Consider the following 18,894-nt stretch of genomic DNA (forward strand, 5'->3'; position numbering starts at 1 on the left):
GGCGCCCCGGCTGAACCTGCTGGTGGTCTGCCTGGGCAACATCTGCCGTTCGCCGCTGGCCGAGGGCGCGCTGCGCGCCCGCATCGAGGCCTCGCCGCTGGCGGGGCGGGTGCGGGTCGATTCCGCGGGTACCGGCGGCTGGCATGCCGGCGAGCCGCCGGACCGCCGCGCGATCGCCTGCGCGCGGCGCCACGGCGTGGACATCGCCGGCCTGCGCGCGCGCCAGATCCGCGGGACGGACTTCGAGGAGTTCGACTGGCTGCTGTGCGCCGACGCCGACAACCTGCGCGACGTGCGCCGCCTGGCCCCCGAACCGGCCCGCGAGCGGGTCGCGCTGCTGCTGGACTGGGCCGGCCTGGGCCCGGGCCGGGCGGTGCCCGACCCGTACTACGGCGGCGAGTCCGACTTCGAGCACGTCTGGCGACTGGTCGATAGCGCCGCACAGGCGGTCGTCGAACGACTGTCCACGGGCCAAGGGTTGGGCATAATCGACCCATGAACGCGGCCACCCTCCAGGAACTGCCCGGCGGACTGCCGTGGCTCAACGCCCCGGCGAGCTCGCTGCATGACCTGCGCGGCCGTCCGGTCGTCCTCGCCTTCGTCAACGCCGCCTCGGCCTGGTGCGCGCAGCGCCTGGCCGAGCTGTCGCAGTGGCAGGCGCGCAATCCCGGGCGGATCCAGGTGCTGGTCGTGCAGGTGCCGCGCTTCGACAGCGAACGGGTGCCGCAGCGCTCGCTCAAGCTGATGCGCCGGCTGGGCGTGTCCGCGCCGGTGCTGCTGGACGCCGACTGGGTGGCCTGGCAGCGCTACGGCATCGAATCCTGGCCGACCCTGGTCCTGGTCGATGCCGAAGGCAACGAGCGCGAGCGCTTCGTCGGCCTCGGCGGCGACCTGGAGAAGGCGCTGTTCGCCCTGGTCGAGGGCCTGCCGCGGCCGCTGGACGACGACCTGGCCGTGTTCGCCGAGTCGGCGCCCGAGCCGCGCCTGCCGCTGCTGTTCCCGGCCGGCGTGGCCGCCAGCGGCGACCGCCTGTTCATCGCCGACAGCGGCCACCACCGCATCCTCGAGTGCAACCACCACGGCCGCGTGCTGCGCCAGTTCGGCCTGGGCACCGCCGACTTCATGGACGGCCCCGGCGACCACGTCGCCTTCAACCGGCCGCAGGGCCTGGCCCTGGAACGCGAGTTCCTCTACATCGCCGACACCGGCAACCACGCGCTGCGCCGGATCACCCTGCGCACCGGGCACGTCGATACCCTCTGCGGCACCGGCCGCGCAGGCGACCCGGTCGAAGGCCCGGTCAACGAGAACGCGCGCAGCCCGCTGAACCATCCGGTGGCCCTGGCCGTGTCCGGCACCCAGGTCTACATCGCCAGCGCCGGCGACAACCGCATCTGGAGCTACGACCTCGGCCGCCACGAGCTGCGCCTGCGCGCCGGCTCCGGGCGCCTGGACGTGCGCGACGGCAACGCGGCGATGGCCGCGTTCGCGCAGCCGGCCGGCCTGGCTACCGTGCAGCAGGTGCTCTACGTCTGCGACGCGCTGGGCTCGGCGGTGCGTTCGCTGCAGTTGCGCAGCGACCTGGTGCAGACCCTGGTCGGGCAGGGCGTGTGGCTGTACGGCGACGCCGACGGCCCGCGTTCGGTCGCCCAGTTGCAGCATCCACTGGGCATCGCGCTCAGCGCCGACGCGCCGCTGCTGTGGATCGCCGACAGCGGCAACGGCATGCTGCGCACCCTGCGCCTGGGCGGCGGCGAGCTGAGCACGGTGGTGCTGCCGCGCCGCCTGCACGGCCCGACCAGCCTGTCCATCGCCGCCGGCGCGGTGTGGATCGCCGAGACCGACGCGCACAGCGTGCTGCGCTACGACATCGCCAGCGGCGCACTGGACGACGTGTCGATCAGCGAATGAGCGTTCCCGCGGTACCGGAGTTCGACGGCAAGGCCTTCGTCGCCCAGCTGAGCACCGCGCCCGGCGTCTACCGCATGTACGCGGCCGACGGCAGCCTGCTCTATGTCGGCAAGGCCGGCGCGCTGAGGCGGCGCGTCGCCAGCTACTTCAGCAACACGCCCAAGACCGCGCGCATCCAGTCCATGGTGGCGCAGATCGCGCGCATGGAGGTCACGGTCACCCGCACCGAGGCCGAGGCGCTGCTGCTGGAAAACCAGCTGATCAAGTCGCTGTCGCCGCGCTACAACGTCTCGCTGCGCGACGACAAGAGCTATCCCTACGTGCTGCTCACCCAGGAGCAGTGGCCGCGGCTGGCCTTCCACCGCGGCCCGCGCGCGGTGCCGGGGCGCTATTTCGGGCCCTACGCCAGCGCCGGCGCGGTGCGCGAGACGATGGACCTGATGTTCAAGCTGTTCCGCCTGCGCAGCTGCGAGGACAGCGTGTTCCGCAACCGCAGCCGACCCTGCCTGCAGTACCAGATCGGCCGCTGCAGCGCGCCGTGCGTGGCCTTGGTCGAAGCGGCCGACTACGCCGAGTCGGTGCGCCGCGCCTCGCTGTTCCTGGAGGGGCGCAGCGACGAGCTGGGCGAGGAGCTGGCCGCGGCGATGGAGGCGGCCAGCGCCAGGCTCGAGTTCGAGGAAGCCGCGCGCCTGCGCGACCTGCTGGCGACCCTGCGCGGGCTGCAGGCGCGGCAGTACGTCGACGGCCACGCCGCCAACCTGGACGTGCTGGCCGTGGCCATGCAGGGCAGCGCCGCGTGCGTGCTGCTGCTGGCCTTCCGCGACGGCCGCAACCTGGGTACCCGCGCGTTCTTCCCGCGCACCAACGGCGAGGACAGCGCGGAGGAGGTGCTGGCCGCGTTCGTGTCGCAGTACTACGCCGAACAGCCGCCGCCGGCGGAGATCGTGCTCGACCGCGCCATTCCCGAGGCGGACCTGATCGAAGTGGCGCTGGCCGAGGCGGCCGGGCGCAAGGTCGTGCTGAAATCCAGCGTGCGCGGCGAGCGCGCCGGCTACCTCGACCTGGCGCGGCGCAACGCGCAGATGGCGCTGGCCACCGAGGTCGCCAGCCGCGGCGCGCAGCAGGCGCGCAGCGAGGGACTGCGCGACCTGCTCGGCCTGGGCGAGGTGCCGTCGCGGATCGAGTGCTTCGACATCAGCCACACCCTCGGCGAGGCCACCGTCGCCTCGTGCGTGGTGTTCGACCCGGCCGGCCCGGTGCGCAACCAGTACCGCCGCTACAACATCACCGGGATCGATCCGGGCGACGACTACGCCGCCATGCGCCAGGCCATCGAGCGCCGGTTCCGCCGCGCGCTGGAGGCGGAGGCGGCGGGGCAGGCAGCCAATGCGATCCTGCCGGACGTGCTGCTGATCGACGGCGGTGCCGGCCAGCTCAGGCAGGCGCGCGAGGCGCTGGCCGACCTGGGCGTGGAAGGGGTGATGCTGGTCGGCGTGTCCAAGGGCGAGCAGCGCCGCGCCGGCGACGAGACCCTGGTCCTGGCCGACGGCCGCGAAATCCGCCCCGGCGCCGCCTCGCTGGCGCTGCAGTTCATCCAGCAGGTGCGCGACGAGGCTCACCGCTTCGCCATCACCGGCCACCGCGGCCGCCGGCAGAAGGCGCGCACCACCAGCCGGCTGGAGGACATCCCCGGTATCGGCCCGCGCCGGCGCGCGGCGCTGCTGCGCCATTTCGGTGGCCTGGCCGGCCTGAAGACGGCCGGCGAGGAGGAGATCGCGCGCGTGGAAGGCATCAATGCCGCACTCGCCGCGCGCATCTACGCTACCCTGCACGGGCTGGCCGCCCCCGATCCCGGATAGAAACGTCTCGAATGAAGTTGACCGTCCCGACCTGGCTGACCCTGCTCCGGATCCTGCTGATCCCGGTGCTGGTGGCGGTCTTCTACCTGCCGTACAGATGGACCAACTTCGCCGCGGCGGCGGTGTTCATCCTGGCCGCGGTGACCGACTGGCTGGACGGCTGGATCGCGCGCCGCTACCACCAGTACTCGGCCTTCGGCGCCTTCCTGGACCCGGTGGCGGACAAGCTGATGGTCGCCGTGGCCCTGTTCCTGATCGTGCAGGGGCACCCGACCCCCTGGATGGCGTTCTGGGCCTCGGTGATCGTCGGCCGCGAGATCGCTGTGTCCGCACTGCGCGAATGGATGGCCGAGCTGGGCCAGCGGGCCACCGTGAAGGTCGCGATGATCGGCAAGATCAAGACCGTGGCGCAGATGGTGGCGCTGTCGTGCCTGCTGTACTCGATCAATCCGCGCCATCCGCTGCAGCCGGGCACCGAGATCTGGATGGGCGCACCGGTATTCCACATCGGCGACTGGCTGCTGGCCGCCGCCGCGGTGCTGACTCTGTGGTCGGGCTTCCAGTACCTGCACGCGGCGTGGCCGGCGCTGCGCGAGGACGAGCAGGCCGCGGCGGCGCGCGCGAAGGAGGAAAAACGTCGCGCCGGTGGTTGACAGCATGGTGAAAAACCCTAAAATGCGCGTCTCCCAAGCGGGAATAGCTCAGTTGGTAGAGCGCAACCTTGCCAAGGTTGAGGTCGCGAGTTCGAGCCTCGTTTCCCGCTCCAAACACGCAGGACCCGACGGTGCCACGGCGCCGGCCGGGACCTGGAACAAGGCCCCGGTGACGGGGTTTTGTTTTCTGGCCCAGGCGGCCAGGGCCCCGGGGAGGGGCCACGACAATTCAACGCGGGAATAGCTCAGTTGGTAGAGCGCAACCTTGCCAAGGTTGAGGTCGCGAGTTCGAGCCTCGTTTCCCGCTCCAATCCTGGAACCCGGTCCCCGGCCTGCGGCGCGGCCGGGAGCGGCGCCCCAGGCGCCGGGTTTTGGCGGGTGGGGGAGTCGAGGTTTACACTCCGCTCGCAGTCACCGGCCTGGTGGCAGAGTGGTTATGCAGCGGACTGCAAATCCGCGTACGCCGGTTCAATTCCGACCCAGGCCTCCATTTCGACCCCCGCCACCGGCGGGGGTTTGTCGTTTCCGGACCCGCCGGACCGCAGCCGCGCTCAGCGCCGCTTCTTCGGCACCGGTCCGGTCGAATGCCGGATCTGCAGCTGGTAGGGCACGCGCACCACGTGGCCCTGGCCGTGGCCGCTGATCTCGTCCAGCAGCTGGCGCGCGGCGATGCGGCCCATCTCGCGGCTGGGCTGGCGGATGGTGCTGAGGCTGGGCCAGACCTGGCGCGACATCGGCGTGTCGTCGAAGCCGAACACCGACAGGTCCTCCGGCACCGACAGGCCGCGCGCGGCGGCCTCGTAGAGCACGCCGCAGGCGGTGTCGTCGTTGGCGCCGAAGATCGCGGTCGGCGGGTCGTCCAGGTCGAGCAGCTGGCGCGCGCCGGCGATGCCGGATTCGAAGGAGAACTCACCCTCGACCACCAGCGCCGGATCGGCCTCGATGCCGGCGGCGCGCAGTCCGTCGAGGTAGCCGGCCAGGCGCCAGGCGCGGCCGGCGTGGGCGCGGTGGCCGGTGATGTGGCCGATGCGGCGGTGCCCCAGCGCGACCACGTGCGCCATCATGTCGGCGACCGCGCCGCGTTCGTCGAGGCTGGCGCCGATGCGCGCGTTGTTGCGCTTGGCGGAGATGCCGGCGTAGCGCACGTCGAGCTCGCGCAGGCGGCGCAGCAGCGGCATGTCGTCGGTGAGGGGCGGAGTGAGCACCAGGCCGTCGGGACGGTACTGGTTGACCAGCGCCTCGACCGATTCGACGTGGCCGCGGCGGCTGAAGTCGACCGGACGCAGGGTCAGGCCGTAATGCGCCTGTTCGCACGCCGCCAGCACGCCCTCGATGATCTCCATCACGTAGTTGGATGACGGGTTGTCGTACAGCAGCGAGACCAGGTACGAGCGGCGGCCGGCCAGGCTGCGGGCGGACGAGTTGGGCCGGTAGCGCAGCTGGCGCGCGGCCTCTTCGACCTTCAGCCGGGTTTCCTCGCGCACGTTGGGTTCGCGGTTGAACACCCGCGAGACGGTCTTCATCGATACGCCGGCCGCAGCGGCGACGTCCTCGATCCTGGCGCGCATGCTGTCCCCCTGTCCGCGAGGCGACCGCGGTCGGGCGCATCATAGCGCCGGCCGCGAAGGCATGCCCGGGGCGGGGCTCGAACCCGCATAGCCTCGCGGCTGGGGGATTTTAAGTCCCCTGTGTCTACCAGTTTCACCACCCGGGCGCGGCCCGCGCATTGTGCCACCGACGCGGCGCCGTGGCTGCGGTGCCCCCGGCATGCGCCGGCGGCTAGACTGCCGGCACGCCGCAACGCGACCGGGAGGACGCATGTACCGTTATTCGGCCTATATCGGCAGCTGGGTCCTGCTGCTGGCCTCGCTGCCGCTGGCCCTGCGCTGGCCGGGCTGGTGGTGGGGCGTGGGCACCGGCGCGGTGCTGGTCGTGCTCGGCAGCTGGGACCTGCTGCAGACCCGGAGCACGCTGCGGCGCAACTACCCGATCCTGGCCCACTTCCGTTACGGGCTGGAGTCGGTCGGTCCGGAGATGCGCCAGTATTTCATCGAGAGCGATACCGACGCGGCGCCGTTCTCGCGCCAGCAGCGCTCGCTGGTGTACCGGCGCGCCAAGAACGTGATGGACGTGGTCCCGTTCGGCACGCTGCAGGACGCCTATGCGGTGGACTACGAATGGATCAACCACTCGCTGGCCCCGACCCGGATCGAGGGCCACGACTTCCGGGTGCTGGTCGGCCCGGACACCGCCCAGCCGTACCAGGCCAGCGTCTTCAACATCTCGGCGATGAGCTTCGGCTCGCTGTCGGCCAACGCGATCCGCGCGCTCAACGAGGGCGCGCGGCGCGGCGGCTTCTACCACGACACCGGCGAGGGCTCGATTTCGCCCTACCACCTGGAGAACGGCGGCGACCTGGTGTGGGAGATCGGCTCGGGCTACTTCGGCTGCCGCGATGCGCAAGGGCGCTTCGACCCGGTGCGTTTCGCCGAGCAGGCTTCGCGGCCGCAGGTGCGGATGATCGAGGTCAAGCTCTCGCAGGGCGCCAAGCCCGGCCATGGCGGGGTGCTGCCGGCGGCCAAGGTCAGCGCCGAGATCGCGGTGACGCGCGGCGTGCCGATGGGCGTGGACTGCGTCTCGCCGGCCAGCCATGCGGCCTTCGACACGCCGCTGGGGCTGCTGGAGTTCGTCGCCCGGCTGCGCGAGCTGGCCGGCGGCAAGCCGGTCGGCTTCAAGCTCGCGATCGGCCATCCCTGGGAATTCTTCGGGATCGCCAAGGCCATGGTCGAGAGCGGGTTCCTGCCGGACTTCATCGTGGTCGACGGCGCCGAGGGCGGCACGGGCGCGGCGCCGGCCGAGTTCATCGACCACATCGGCCTGCCGATGCACGAGGCGCTGTTGCTGGTCCACAACACCCTGGTCGGGGTCGACCTGCGCGACAAGGTGCGGGTGGCCGCCGCCGGCAAGATCACCAGCGCCTTCGACATCGCCCGCACCCTCGCGCTGGGGGCGGACTGGTGCAACGCCGCGCGCGGCTTCATGTTCGCGCTGGGCTGCATCCAGTCGCTGAGCTGCCATACCGACCGCTGCCCGACCGGCATCGCCACCCAGGATCCGCGTCGCTGGCGGAACCTGGACCCGGCCGACAAGGCCGCGCGCGTGCACCATTTCCACGCCAACACCGTGCGCGCGCTGCGCGACCTGCTGTGCGCGGCCGGCCTGAACCATCCCTCCGAGCTGGGGCCGGAGCACATCCTGCGGCGCGTGTCGGCGGTGGAGATCCGCTCGCTGGCCTCGCTGTACCGCTACCTGCGCCCGGGCGAACTGCTGCGCGGCATCCCGGACCACGCCGTGTTCCGGGACTTCTGGGCGGAAGCGCGCAGCGACGCCTTCGCCGCGCCGGGCCGGGTGGATGCCTTGCGGCGGACCAAGAGCGGCTGACGGCGCGGGGCAGGGGCGGATCCCTCGCAGCGCTTCCATGGCGCGCAAGCCACCGGGACGCGCCGCTGCCCGGGGCCGCATGGAGCGCGATGCATCCGGGCGTTGACCGGATCGCGACCATTCTTTAACATACGCAGCCCGCACCACTGGTGCGGACGATCAACCCTCGGGCGGTTAGCTCAGCGGTAGAGCATTGCCTTCACACGGCAAGGGTCGCAGGTTCGATCCCTGCACCGCCCACCAGATACCAGAAAAGGCCGGCTTTCAGCCGGCCTTTTCCGTATGCGGCCCCCCGGCGCCGAAGGCGCCATCACACGGCCTCGTCACATTCCCCTTAACAATCGCGGGCGCCGGCCGCATCATCATCATCCGGGGACGGATCCGCCCCGGCGGTTCCGTGCGGATGCCGCACGGCGACGATCAAGGGGGAGAGCTTGCTGCGGGACAGCGTCACCAAATCCTACGTCCGCTGGCGGATGCCGCTGCTGGTCTCGGCGGTGGTCCTGATCCTGCTCCTGCCGTTCCTGCTGGCGCGGCAGTGGACCGCCAACAGCGAGGAAGCCAGCCACTGGGTCCGCCACACCCATGAAGTGGAGGCCGCGGCCCACGAGCTGGAGGCGCTGATCCGCGAGGCCGATTCGATCGCCATTGCCATGGGCGCCGGTTCCACCAGCGCGACCCTGAGTTCGCGCCTCGACAACACCCTGTCCAAGATCGACGGCAGCCTGGACGAACTGGTCCAGCTCAGCCGCGACAATCCGACCCAGCAGGTCCTGGCCGGCAGCCTGCGGACGCTCATCCATCGCCGCGTGGAGATCGCCAGGCGGATGGCGGCCGGCGTGAGCCGCGAGGACTACCTGCAGCTGATCGACGAGCTGTACGGCCGCTACCAGGTGCGCGACCTGTTCGACGACTTCCTGCGCAAGGAAGGCGAGTTGCTGGCCGAGCGCACCGCCTACGCCGAAACCCGCCGCCGCCAGGCGCGCTGGACCGGCATCGCCGGGCTGCTGGCCCAGCTGGCGTTGGCCGGCGGGGTGATCTTCCTGCTGTACCGCCTGGAACAGCGTCGCCACGCCTCCGAGCGCGAACTGCGCCGCGCCAGCGAGCGTGCGCTGGCGGTCATGCAGACGGTGCGTGAGCCGATCGTGCTGCTGGACTCGGAGTTGAAGATGGTGATGCACAACGCCGCCTTCGCCGAGCTCTACGCGGAGGAGGGCAGCGGGAACGTCGAGGGGATGCTCGTGGAGATCGGCCACGGTGCCTGGCAGGACCCGGTGATCCGGCAGCGGCTCTCCGACGTCATCAACCGCGGGCGCGAACTGTGGGACTACGAACATGTGCAGCGCACCGCCGACGGGCTGACCCGGACCATGCTGGTCAACGCCCGGCGCATGCAGGTGCCCGACCGCGACGACGACGTCGCCCTGGTGACGGTCAGCGACATCACCGCGCAGAAGGCCGCGCAGCAGCGCATCGGCGACCTGAACCGGCAGCTGGAAGGCAAGATCGCCCAGGTCACCGAGGTCAACCGCGAACTGGAGGCGTTCAGCTACTCGGTCTCGCACGACCTGCGCGCGCCGCTGCGCCACGTCGCCGGTTTCGCCGACAAGCTCGCCCGCCACCTGGGGGAAGCGCAGGACGAGCGCACCCGGCACTACCTCGAGGTGATCTCCAGTTCCGCCCGGCGCATGTCGACCCTGATCGACGACCTGCTGGTGTACTCGCGCCTGGGCCGCAACGCGATGAAGCTGCAGGCGGTGGACATGCAGTCCCTGGTCCAGGACACCCGCGCGGTGCTGGACGCCAACCAGCAGTCCGACATCGAGGAGGGCGCCTCGGCGCACCGGGTCGAATGGCGCATCGCGCCGCTGCCGGTCGTGGTGGCCGACGAGAACATGATGCGCCAGGTCTGGCTCAACCTGCTCGGCAACGCGGTCAAGTATTCCGTGCGCAGCGAGCCGGCGGTGATCGAGGTGAGCTGCCGCACCACCGACGAGGGCGAGCACCACTTCAGCGTGCACGACAACGGCGTGGGCTTCAGCATGGACTACGCCGGCAAGCTGTTCGGCGTGTTCCAGCGCCTGCACAAGGCCAGCGACTACCCCGGCACCGGCATCGGCCTGGCCAGCGTGCGCCGGGTCGTCGAGCGCCACGGCGGCCGCATCTGGGCCGAGTCGGCGCCCGGCGAGGGCGCGACCTTCCACTTCGTCCTGCCCGCGGCGGACACCACCTTCAACACTTCCATCCACGGAACCTGACATGAGCGCGATCCGCACCATCCTGCTGGCAGAAGACAGCGCCGCCGACGCCGAGATGGCGATCGACGCCCTGCGCGAGGCCAACCTGGCCAATCCCATCGTGCACGTGGAGGACGGCGTGGAGGTGATGGAATACCTGCAGCGCACCGGCCAGTTCGCAGGTCGTCCCGACGAGATGCCGGCGGTGCTGCTGCTGGACATCAACATGCCGCGGATGGACGGGCTCGAGGTGCTGAGGCGGATCCGCGCCGACGGCAGGTTCAAGCGCATGCCGGTGGTGATCCTGTCGTCCTCGCGCGAGGAAAGCGACCTGGTGTGCAGCTGGGACCTGGGCGTGAACGCCTACGTGGTCAAGCCGGTGGACGTGGACCAGTTCTTCGGCGCGGTGAAGACCCTCGGCCAGTTCTGGGCGGTGATCAACGAAGCCCCCGGCAACGAAGGCTGAGCCATGCCGCTGCGCGCCATCAGCCGTGACCAGCGCTTCCGGGTCCTGTTCGTCGAGGACTCGGCGGAGGACGCGGAGCTGCTGCAGATGCAGCTGGAGGACGCCGGCCTGCGCGCGGACTTCCTGCGCGTGGACGACGAGGCAGCCCTGCGCGACGCGCTGGACACGTTCCACCCCGACATCGTGCTGTCGGACCTGGCCATGCCCGGTTTCAGCGGCCACGAGGCCCTGCGCATCGTCCGCGAGCAGTCGCCGCGCCTGCCCTTCATCTTCGTCTCCGGGACCATGGGCGAGGACGTGGCGGTGCAGGCGCTGCACGAGGGCGCCAACGACTACATCCTCAAGCACAGCAACGCGCGCCTGCCGGCGGCGGTGGACCGCGCCCTGCGCGAGGCGCGCACCGAGGCCGAACGCGCGCGCGCCGAAGCCGAGCTGATGCGCAGCCAGCGCCTGGAGAGCCTGTCGCTGCTGGCCGCCGGCCTCAGCCACGACCTGCGCAACATCCTGCAGCCGCTGCTGATCGTGCCGGACCTGATCGCCCAGCGCAGCGACGACCCGCGCCTGCACCAGCTGGCCTCGGTGGTCGCCGAATGCGGCCGGCGCGGGCACGAGATGGCCGAGTCGATGCTGGCGTTCGTGCGCGGCTCGCGCCGGGCCAGCGAGCGCTTCGAGCTGGGCCAGCTGCTGCACGCGGTGCAGCTGCTGCTCAAGGGCAGCCTGCCGCGCAAGGTGGTCCTGGACGTGCGCCAGCCCAATCCCGGCCTGGTGCTGGATGCCAACTTCACCGAACTGCAGCAGTGCCTGCTCAACCTCTGCCTCAACGCCATCCAGGCCATGCCCGATGGCGGCCGCCTGGAACTGGCCGCGGAGGAAGCCGGCGGCGGCGTGCTGCTGGTGGTGGCCGATACCGGCACGGGCATGGACGAGGCGACGCTGAAGCAGCTGTTCACCCCGTTCTTCACCACCAAGAGCAACGGCACCGGCCTGGGGCTGGTCTCGTGCAAGCGCATCGTCGACGGCCTGGGCGGGCACATCGAGTGCCACAGCGCGCCGGGGCAGGGCACGCGCTTCCAGCTGTGGCTGCCGACGCCGGTGGAGGCGGAGGAAGCGGCGCCGGAGACGCGGCCGGTGCCGGTGTCCGGCAGGGGCGAGCACATCCTGCTGGTGTTCCGCGAGAGCTCGCGCCTGTCGCTGGTCGGCAACGCCCTGGCCAGCCAGGGCTACGTGCCGGACCTGGCGGTCGACGGCGCCGCGGCGCTGCGCCGCTGGGCCGAGACCGGTACCCCGGCGGTGGTGGTGGTCGACAGCGGCATCACCCTGTTCCCGGCCGAGGACCTGCTGGCCACGATGCACGGCTCCGGCTACACCGGTCCGGCGATCGTGATCGACGACGACAACGCCCCGTTCGACGCGTCGCTGGTGCCGCCGTCCATGCCGCTGCAGCGGCTGCGCCGGCCACTGGACATGGGCCGGCTGTTCGAGGCCGTGGCCAACGCCCTCGCCGGGCGCAGCTGAAGCGCCGTCCCGGCGTTCGCATCGCAGCCGGCCGCCGACCTGCGGCGGTGGCCGGGCCGCGCCTATACTCGCCGGCAACGCGACAGGGAGCGTGTGCATGGCGGCGAAAGGGGCGATGGCAGGACATGGACGCGGACTGGCCTGGCTGCTGCTGGCGCTGCTGGCCTTGCCCCTGGCGGGGTGCCGGCCGGATCCGGGCGGACAACTGCCCGAGGCCGGTGGCGAGAAGCTGCAGGCCACGCGCGCCACGGTCGAAGGCTTCGGCCTGGTCCGCGCCTGGCCCGACCAGGAGGGCGGGCGCCTGGCCCTGGCACTGGAGTTCTCGCGGCCGCTGGTGGGCACCCAGGACTTCGATGCGCTGCTGAAGGTCGAACCGGCCGGTGACGCGGACAGCGGCTGGTCGCTGTCCGACGACGGCACCACGCTGCGCTATCCCTTCGTCGAGCCGGCCCGCGACTACACCGTGACCGTGCCCGCCGGGCTGCTGGCGGCCGACGGTTCCACCCTCGGCCAGCCGCTGACCCGGACCATCCATACCGGGGAACTCGACCCGGTGGCCGGTTTCGCCTCGCAGGGCAGCGTGCTGCCGGCGCGGGAGAGCCGCGGCCTGCCGGTGGTGTCGGTCAACGTGGACGAAGTGGACGTGGAGTTCCTGCGCGTGCGCGAGGCGCAGCTGCCGCGCTTCTTCGCCCAGTTCCAGCGCGGCGGGCGCCGTGGCGGCTGGGAGCTGGACCAGGACTACGGCGACGGCGTGCCGCTGCGCGAGCTGGCCGAGCCGGTCTACCTCAACCGTTTCGTCCTCGGCGGCGAGCGCAACGAGCGCGTGCTCAACTACCTGCCGGTGCAGGACATCGCCGAGCTGCAGCAGCCGGGGCTGTACTTCGCCATCCTGCGCCGGGTCGGGCGCTACTCCGACCAGCACGACACCGCCTTCTTCACCGTCAGCGACATCGGCCTGCACGCCCGCGCCTACCGCGACACCCTGTACGTGCACGCCGCCTCGCTGCGCGACGGCGAGCCGCTGAAGGGCGTGGAGCTGCGCGTGCTCGATGCCAAGGGCGAGGCGCTGCTGAAGTCGGCGACCGACGGTAACGGCAACGCCCTGCTGGAGTACCGGCTGGACGCAGGGCAGGTGCTGGTGGCGCGCCGCGGGCGCGACATCTCGCTGCTGCCGTTCAACCAGCCGGCGCTGGACCTGTCCGAGTTCGCCGTCGGCGGACGGCCGCAGGCCGCGTTCGACGTGTTCGCCTGGTCCGGACGCGACCTGTATCGCCCCGGCGAAACGGTGCGCGTCTCGGCGCTGCTGCGCGACGGCGACGGCCGGCCGCTGGCGCCGTCCGGCGACGCCGCGCAGTCGCTGTTCCTGCGCTTGAAGCAGCCGGACGGCCGCACCTTCCGCGAGACCCGGCTGGAACCGGGTCCGCAGGGCTATTACGCGTTCGAGCAGGAGATCCCCGCCGACGCGCCCACCGGGCGCTGGCAGGTCGAGTTCCGCACCGATCCGGCGGCGAAGCAGGCGGTCGAGGGCATGGCCTTGCGCATCGAGGAGTTCCTGCCGGAGCGGATGAAGCTGGACCTGTCGGCGCAGGACACGCTGGCGCCGGGGCAGGCCCTGCAACTGCAGGCCGAGGCCGCCTACCTGTATGGCGCGCCGGCCGCCGGCAACCGCTTCACCGCGAAGCTGGCGCTGGCGGTGGCGCGCGAGCCGCTGGAAGGCCTGCCGGGTTACGCCTTCGGCGATCCCACCGTGGAGCTGCCGCGCGAGCCGCGCGAGGTGCTCGACACCACGTTCGACGCGCAGGGCCGGCTCAAGGCCAGCCTGGCGCTGCCGGAAGAGGCGGCCAAGGCGAATACGCCGGTGCGCGTGACCGTGGCCGGCAGCGTGCACGAGAGCGGTGGCCGGCCGGTGAACCGCAGCCTGCAGCGGGTGCTGTGGCCGGCGCCGGCGCTGGTCGGCCTGCGTCCGCTGTTCGATCCGGAGGACGGCGCCGACGCCAACGCCGATGCGCGCTTCGAACTGGTGCGCGTGGACGCGGCCGGCAAGGCGCAGCCGGCCAAGGGGCTGAAGGTCAGCCTGGTCCGCGAGCTGCGCGACTACCACTGGCGCTTCGATGACGCCCGCGGCTGGGACTACGACTTCGCCCGCCGCTTCCAGACCGTGGAGACCCGCACCCTCGATGCTGGCGGCAGCGCGGTCGGTTTCTCCTTCCCGGTGGAGTGGGGCGAATACCGCATCGACGTGCTCGACCCGGCCACCGGCCTGACCCTGCGCTATCCCTTCCACGCCGGCTGGAGCTGGAACGACGACAACCGCGGACCGGATGCGCGCCCGGACAAGGTCAAGCTGGCCCTGGACCGCACCGGCTACCGCGCCGGCGACACCCTGGAAGTGACGGTCACGCCCCCGCACGCCGGCCGCGGCGTGCTGCTGGTCGAGAGCGACCGCCTGCTGTACGTGCACGACATCGAGCTGAAGGGCGGCGAGGGCAAGGCCAGCGGCACCTTCCGCATCCCGGTCACCGCCGACTGGGAGCGCCACGACGTCTACGTGACCGCGCTGGTGTTCCGCGGCGGCTCGGCGACGCGCCAGGTCACACCGGCGCGTGCCGTCGGCGTGGTCCACGTGCCGATGCGCCGCGACGACCGCCGCGTCGCGGTCGGCCTGAAGGCGCCGGCGCAGGCACGGCCGCAGACGTCCCTGCCGGTGACGGTGAGCGTGCCGCAGCTGGCCGGCCAGCGGGCGCACCTGGCGATCTCGGCGGTGGACGTGGGCATCCTCAACATCACCCGCTTCCCGGTGCCGGACGCGGCCGCGCACTTCTTCGCCCAGCGCCGCCTGGCGACCGATGCCTACGACGTCTACGGCCGGGTGATCGAGGCCTTCGCCGGCGGCACCGCGCGCCTGCGCTTCGGCGGCGACATCGCCCTGGAAGCGCTGCCACAGGCGCGGCGTCCGACCGCGCGGGTGCAGACCGTGGACCTGTTCTCCGGGCCGGTGCAGCTGGACGCGCAGGGCAATGCCCGCGTCCGCCTGCCGCTGCCGGACTTCAACGGCACCCTGCGGCTGTCGGCACTGGTCTGGTCCGACGACCGCTATGGCAAGCGCGACACCGAGGTGCTGGTGCGCGCGCCAGTGGTGGCCGAGGCGGCGATGCCGCGCGTGCTGGCACCCGGCGACCGCGGTGCGGTGAGCCTGGACGTGCAGAACTTCAGCGGCGCGGCCGGCGAGTTCCGCGTGCAGGTGGAAGGCGAAGGCCCGCTCGCGGTCGGCGAAGGGCAGCGCCGCCTGCGCCTGGAAGACGGTGCGAAGGTGACGCTGGAGTTCCCGTTGCAGGCCCTGCCGGGCAACGCCGTGGCCAGGGTGCGCGTGCGGGTGGACGGCGGCGGCTACTCGGTGGACCGCCGCTACGACCTGCCGGTGCGCGCGGCCTGGCCTGGCGTCCTGCGTACGCAGACCCGCGTGCTGGAGGCCGGCACGCCGCTGGTGCTGGACCCGGCGCTGGCCGAAGGCCTGATCCCCGAAACCGTGGACGTGCGCCTGCGCATCACCGCGACGCCGCCGCTGCCATCCGCCAGCGCGTTGCAGGGCCTGCTCGACTATCCCTATGGTTGCGCCGAGCAGACCACCAGCAAGGGTTATGCGGCGCTGCTGATGGATGCGGCCACCGCCACGCGGCTGGGCGTGCCGGGGCTGGACGCGAAGACGCGCCGCGCACGCCTGGAAGGCGCGTTGGGGCGGCTGGCGGCGATGCAGACCGGCAGCGGACACTTTTCGCCGTGGGGTGGCGATGGCGGCGGCGAACCGATGCTGACGCCGTACATCGCCGACTTCCTGCTGGACGCGCGCGAGGCCGGCTTCGCCGTGCCCGAGGCGGTACTGCAGAAGGCACTGGACCGGCTCGCCGAAGACCTGCTGTCCGGCGGCGCCCAGTTCTACGGGCGTGAACACCGCGAGCACCTGCGCTTCGCCAACCGTGCCTACGCCGGTTACGTGCTGGCGCGGGTCAACCGTGCGCCGCTGGGCACGCTGCGGGCGATGCACGACCAGGAGCGCGCGCGCAGCCTCACCGGCCTGCCGCTGGTGCACCTGGGCCTGGCGCTGGCGCTGCAGGGCGACACGCGCCGCGGCGAGTCGGCCATCGGCGAAGGCTTTGCCCGTGATCCGGAACAGCGTCCGCTGTGGCTGGGCGACTACGGCAGCCGCATCCGCGACGATGCGCTGATGGTCGCCCTGCTGCACGAGCGCGGCCGGCCCGAGGCGAAGTACGACGCGCGCGCCGTGGACCTGGCGCGTGCGCTGCAGGCTCGGCGCGACCGCGAGGGCCGGCTGTGGCTCAGCACCCAGGAACAGATGGCGCTGGCGCGGCTGGGCAAGGCGCTGGAAGCCGGCGACGGGCGCAAGGTCGCCGGCCGCTACCACGCCGCCGGCACGACCACGCAACTGCAACCGGCGGTCGCGTTCGCGCGCAGCCTCGACCAGGCGACGCTGGCGCGCGGCGTGCGCTTCGAGCCGGAAGGGGGCCCGTTCCATGCCAGCATCGAGGTGGCCGGCATCCCGCGCAGCGCGCCGGCCGAGGACACCCGCCACGCCGCCATCGTCCGCGAGTGGTTCCTGCCCGATGGCACGCCGTGGAAGGGCGGCACGCTGCGCGAAGGCCAGGTGCTGGTCGCGCGCTTGACCGTGGAAGCCGACCGGCCGATGCCCGACGCGCTGGTGACCGACCTGCTGCCGGCGGGCCTGGAAGCGGAGAACCTCAACCTCGGCGACGCCAGCCAGTGGGACGGGGTGCAGGTCGAGGGCGTGGCGCTGTCCGAGCGCGCCGGCCAGGCCGAACTGCGCCACGAGGAATACCGCGACGACCGCTACGTGGCGGCACTGTCGCTGGGGCAGGGCGGCAAGGCGCGGCTGTACTACCTGGTCCGCGCGGTCACGCCGGGCACCTACTCGGTGCCGCCGCCGCAGGTCGAGGACATGTACCAGCCGACGCTGCGCGGCACCGGCAAGGCGGTCCCGGCCTCGATCACGGTGACGCCGCCCTGAGGGGAAGGGGGCACCGCCGTGGCGGGCAATGAAAAAGCCCCGCCATGTGGCGGGGCCCATACGCCGCGACCGTCCGAAGGATCAGTCGAGCGGGGTAATGTTCGATGCCTGCGCGCCCTTCGGGCCCTGGGTGACCTCGTAGCTCACCCGCTGTCCTTCCCGGAGGGAACGGAAGCCCTTGGCATTGATCGCGGAAAAATGGGCGAAAACATCAGCGCTGCCATCTTCCGGCGAAATGAAGCCGAATCCCTTGGCGTCGTTGAACCACTTGACGGTACCGTTGGCCATGATGCTGCGTAGTCCTTGCGATTGACGGATTGCGCGGCGGTTGCCGCGCCGCGGAGTATGCGGAGCCTTTACGCGGCTGACAATCGCCGGCGGTGGCCCCGGCTGCAAAGGTTGACGGCGGCAACAGATGACACCGCGGGTCAACCGCGCGCCAGCTCCGCGACCAGTTCGGGCAGTCCGGCCGAGGCGGCGGCCACGTTGTCGAGGACTTCGGCCAGGGTGATTTCCTGCGCGTCGCCGCAGCCGGCGGCCCAGTTGGCGACGATCGCCAGGCAGGCGTATTCCAGTCCCAGCTCGCGCGCCAGGCCGGCTTCGGGCATCCCGGTCATGCCGACCAGGTCGCAGCCGTCGCGGCGCATCCGCGCGATCTCGGCGTTGGTCTCCAGGCGCGGGCCCTGGGTGGCGCCGTAGCAGCCGCCGTCGACCACGCGCACGCCGGTGACCTTCGCCGCGGCCAGCACCTTGTGCCGGAACATCGTGCTGTAGGGATGGCCGAAGTCCACGTGCAGGGCTTCGCCTTCGCCGTCCCAGAAGGTGGACTCGCGGCCCCAGGTGTAGTCGATCAGCTGGTCCGGGCAGGCCAGGACGCGCGGACCGAAGCGTTCGGTGATGCCACCGACCGTGTTCAGCGCGAGCACGCGGTGCGCGCCGGCCTGCTTGAGCGCATGCAGGTTGGCGCGGTAGTTCACGCGGTGCGGCGGCAGGGCATGGCCCTCGCCGTGGCGGGCGAGGAAGGCGACGCGCGCCTCGCCGAGGCGGCCGATGCGCAGCGGGCCGGAGGGCGCGCCGTAGGGCGTGTCGAAGTGCCGCGCCTCCACGTCTTCCAGCGCGGCCAGGCGGTATACGCCGGTGCCGCCGATCACCGCCAGGGCGATGTCCATCGCGCTCATTCCTTCAGCGCGTAGATGCCAGGCAGGTTTCGGCCCTGCTCGTAGTAGTCCATGCCGAAGCCGAACACATAGCGGTCGGGCAGGTGCAGGCCGACGTAGTTGGCGCACAGGCCCTCGACGCAGCGGTCGTGGTCCTTGACCGTCAGCGCGGCGATGCGCACGTCGGTGGCGCCCTGCTCGATGCACCAGCGGCGCACCTCGGCCAGGGTGTAGCCTTCGTCGAGGATGTCGTCGGCGATCAGCACGCGGCGACCGAACAGCGCGGTGGCGGGACGGTGCTTCCACACCAGCTCGCCGCCCTGGTTCTGGCCGCGGTAGCGGGTGGCGTGGAGGTAATCGAACTGCAGGTCGAGGCCGCGCGCGCCCAGTTCCAGCGCCAGCTGGCCGGCGAAGGGCAGGGCGCCGTGCATGACGGTGAGGAACACCGGGACGAAGCTGTCGCCCAGGCGATGCGGCGGTACTTCGCCGATGTAGTCGCGGGCGATCTCATCGGCCATGCGCGCGATGGCGGCGTCGATCGTGGGACGGTCGACCAGCAGGTCGGATTTTTCCAGGACTTCGGCGATCAGGAGCTCGGACATCAGGGGAGACTA

At 71.7% G+C, this 18,894-nt stretch carries 13 protein-coding genes and 5 tRNA genes; 13 read left to right on the top strand and 5 right to left on the bottom strand.

What is annotated here, in order from left to right; translation table 11 throughout:
- Positions 1–10 precede the first annotated feature (10 nt).
- The 7 genes from PSEJ35_RS0105595 to PSEJ35_RS0105625 all read left to right on the top strand — a co-directional run bounded on the left by PSEJ35_RS0105595 (position 11) and on the right by PSEJ35_RS0105625 (position 4,913).
- Positions 11–499: a low molecular weight protein-tyrosine-phosphatase gene (locus PSEJ35_RS0105595; protein ID WP_028916940.1), complete on the top strand. Its 489-nt coding sequence runs from the start codon at positions 11–13 to the stop codon at positions 497–499.
- Positions 496–1,911, top strand: a complete 1,416-nt coding sequence (locus PSEJ35_RS0105600) for a redoxin domain-containing protein (RefSeq protein WP_028916941.1) — start codon at positions 496–498, stop codon at positions 1,909–1,911. Before PSEJ35_RS0105595 ends, PSEJ35_RS0105600 begins: the two co-directional genes overlap by 4 nt.
- Positions 1,908–3,770 (top strand): excinuclease ABC subunit UvrC, encoded by a 1,863-nt coding sequence (gene uvrC / locus PSEJ35_RS0105605; RefSeq protein ID WP_028916942.1) that lies wholly within the window; start codon positions 1,908–1,910, stop codon positions 3,768–3,770. Before PSEJ35_RS0105600 ends, uvrC begins: the two co-directional genes overlap by 4 nt.
- 11 nt (positions 3,771–3,781) lie before the next feature.
- The gene (pgsA, locus tag PSEJ35_RS0105610) at positions 3,782–4,423 is read left to right on the top strand and encodes a CDP-diacylglycerol--glycerol-3-phosphate 3-phosphatidyltransferase (protein ID WP_028916943.1); all 642 of its coding nucleotides are present in this window, start codon (positions 3,782–3,784) and stop codon (positions 4,421–4,423) included.
- 37 nt (positions 4,424–4,460) lie between these two features.
- Positions 4,461–4,536: transfer RNA gene (locus PSEJ35_RS0105615), tRNA-Gly, on the top strand.
- Between the two features lie 121 nt (positions 4,537–4,657).
- Positions 4,658–4,733 (top strand) — tRNA-Gly (locus PSEJ35_RS0105620).
- A gap of 106 nt (positions 4,734–4,839) precedes the next feature.
- Positions 4,840–4,913, top strand: a tRNA-Cys gene (locus PSEJ35_RS0105625).
- Between the two features lie 61 nt (positions 4,914–4,974).
- On the opposite strand, the gene PSEJ35_RS15490 is transcribed toward PSEJ35_RS0105625, so the two are convergent.
- Positions 4,975–5,991 (bottom strand): LacI family DNA-binding transcriptional regulator, encoded by a 1,017-nt coding sequence (locus PSEJ35_RS15490; protein ID WP_037082518.1) that lies wholly within the window; start codon positions 5,989–5,991, stop codon positions 4,975–4,977.
- Between the two features lie 62 nt (positions 5,992–6,053).
- Positions 6,054–6,137 (bottom strand) — tRNA-Leu (locus PSEJ35_RS0105635).
- Between the two features lie 104 nt (positions 6,138–6,241).
- On the opposite strand from PSEJ35_RS0105635, the gene PSEJ35_RS0105640 reads away from it, so the two are divergent.
- From PSEJ35_RS0105640 to PSEJ35_RS0105665, 6 genes are all read left to right on the top strand, one after another.
- Entirely contained in the window at positions 6,242–7,864 is a 1,623-nt protein-coding gene (locus PSEJ35_RS0105640; RefSeq protein WP_028916944.1) for an FMN-binding glutamate synthase family protein, read from the top strand.
- Between the two features lie 168 nt (positions 7,865–8,032).
- A tRNA-Val gene (locus PSEJ35_RS0105645) sits at positions 8,033–8,107 on the top strand.
- A 233-nt stretch (positions 8,108–8,340) separates the two neighbouring features.
- Positions 8,341–10,122 (top strand): ATP-binding protein, encoded by a 1,782-nt coding sequence (locus tag PSEJ35_RS15495; RefSeq protein WP_051412543.1) that lies wholly within the window; start codon positions 8,341–8,343, stop codon positions 10,120–10,122.
- Between the two features lies 1 nt (position 10,123).
- Complete coding sequence (locus PSEJ35_RS0105655; protein WP_028916945.1) at positions 10,124–10,567, top strand: response regulator; 444 nt, start codon at positions 10,124–10,126, stop codon at positions 10,565–10,567.
- Between the two features lie 3 nt (positions 10,568–10,570).
- Positions 10,571–12,082: an ATP-binding protein gene (locus PSEJ35_RS0105660; protein ID WP_028916946.1), complete on the top strand. Its 1,512-nt coding sequence runs from the start codon at positions 10,571–10,573 to the stop codon at positions 12,080–12,082.
- A gap of 97 nt (positions 12,083–12,179) precedes the next feature.
- Positions 12,180–17,123 (top strand): alpha-2-macroglobulin, encoded by a 4,944-nt coding sequence (locus PSEJ35_RS0105665; RefSeq protein WP_051412529.1) that lies wholly within the window; start codon positions 12,180–12,182, stop codon positions 17,121–17,123.
- A gap of 81 nt (positions 17,124–17,204) precedes the next feature.
- On the opposite strand, the gene PSEJ35_RS0105670 is transcribed toward PSEJ35_RS0105665, so the two are convergent.
- The 3 genes from PSEJ35_RS0105670 to PSEJ35_RS0105680 all read right to left on the bottom strand — a co-directional run bounded on the left by PSEJ35_RS0105670 (position 17,205) and on the right by PSEJ35_RS0105680 (position 18,882).
- Entirely contained in the window at positions 17,205–17,411 is a 207-nt protein-coding gene (locus PSEJ35_RS0105670) for a cold-shock protein (RefSeq protein WP_013535008.1), read from the bottom strand.
- A 140-nt stretch (positions 17,412–17,551) separates the two neighbouring features.
- On the bottom strand, positions 17,552–18,301 hold the full coding sequence (locus PSEJ35_RS0105675; RefSeq protein WP_028916948.1) for an S-methyl-5'-thioinosine phosphorylase: 750 nt from the start codon (positions 18,299–18,301) through the stop codon (positions 17,552–17,554).
- Positions 18,298–18,882 carry a hypoxanthine-guanine phosphoribosyltransferase gene (locus PSEJ35_RS0105680; protein ID WP_028916949.1) on the bottom strand — a complete coding sequence of 195 codons (585 nt, stop codon included), beginning with the start codon at positions 18,880–18,882 and terminating at the stop codon, positions 18,298–18,300. The genes PSEJ35_RS0105675 and PSEJ35_RS0105680 overlap by 4 nt, the downstream gene beginning before the upstream one ends.
- Between the last annotated feature and the right edge of the window lie 12 nt (positions 18,883–18,894).

The sequence above is a fragment of the Pseudoxanthomonas sp. J35 genome (assembly GCF_000513995.1).
Lineage (GTDB): Bacteria > Pseudomonadota > Gammaproteobacteria > Xanthomonadales > Xanthomonadaceae > Pseudoxanthomonas.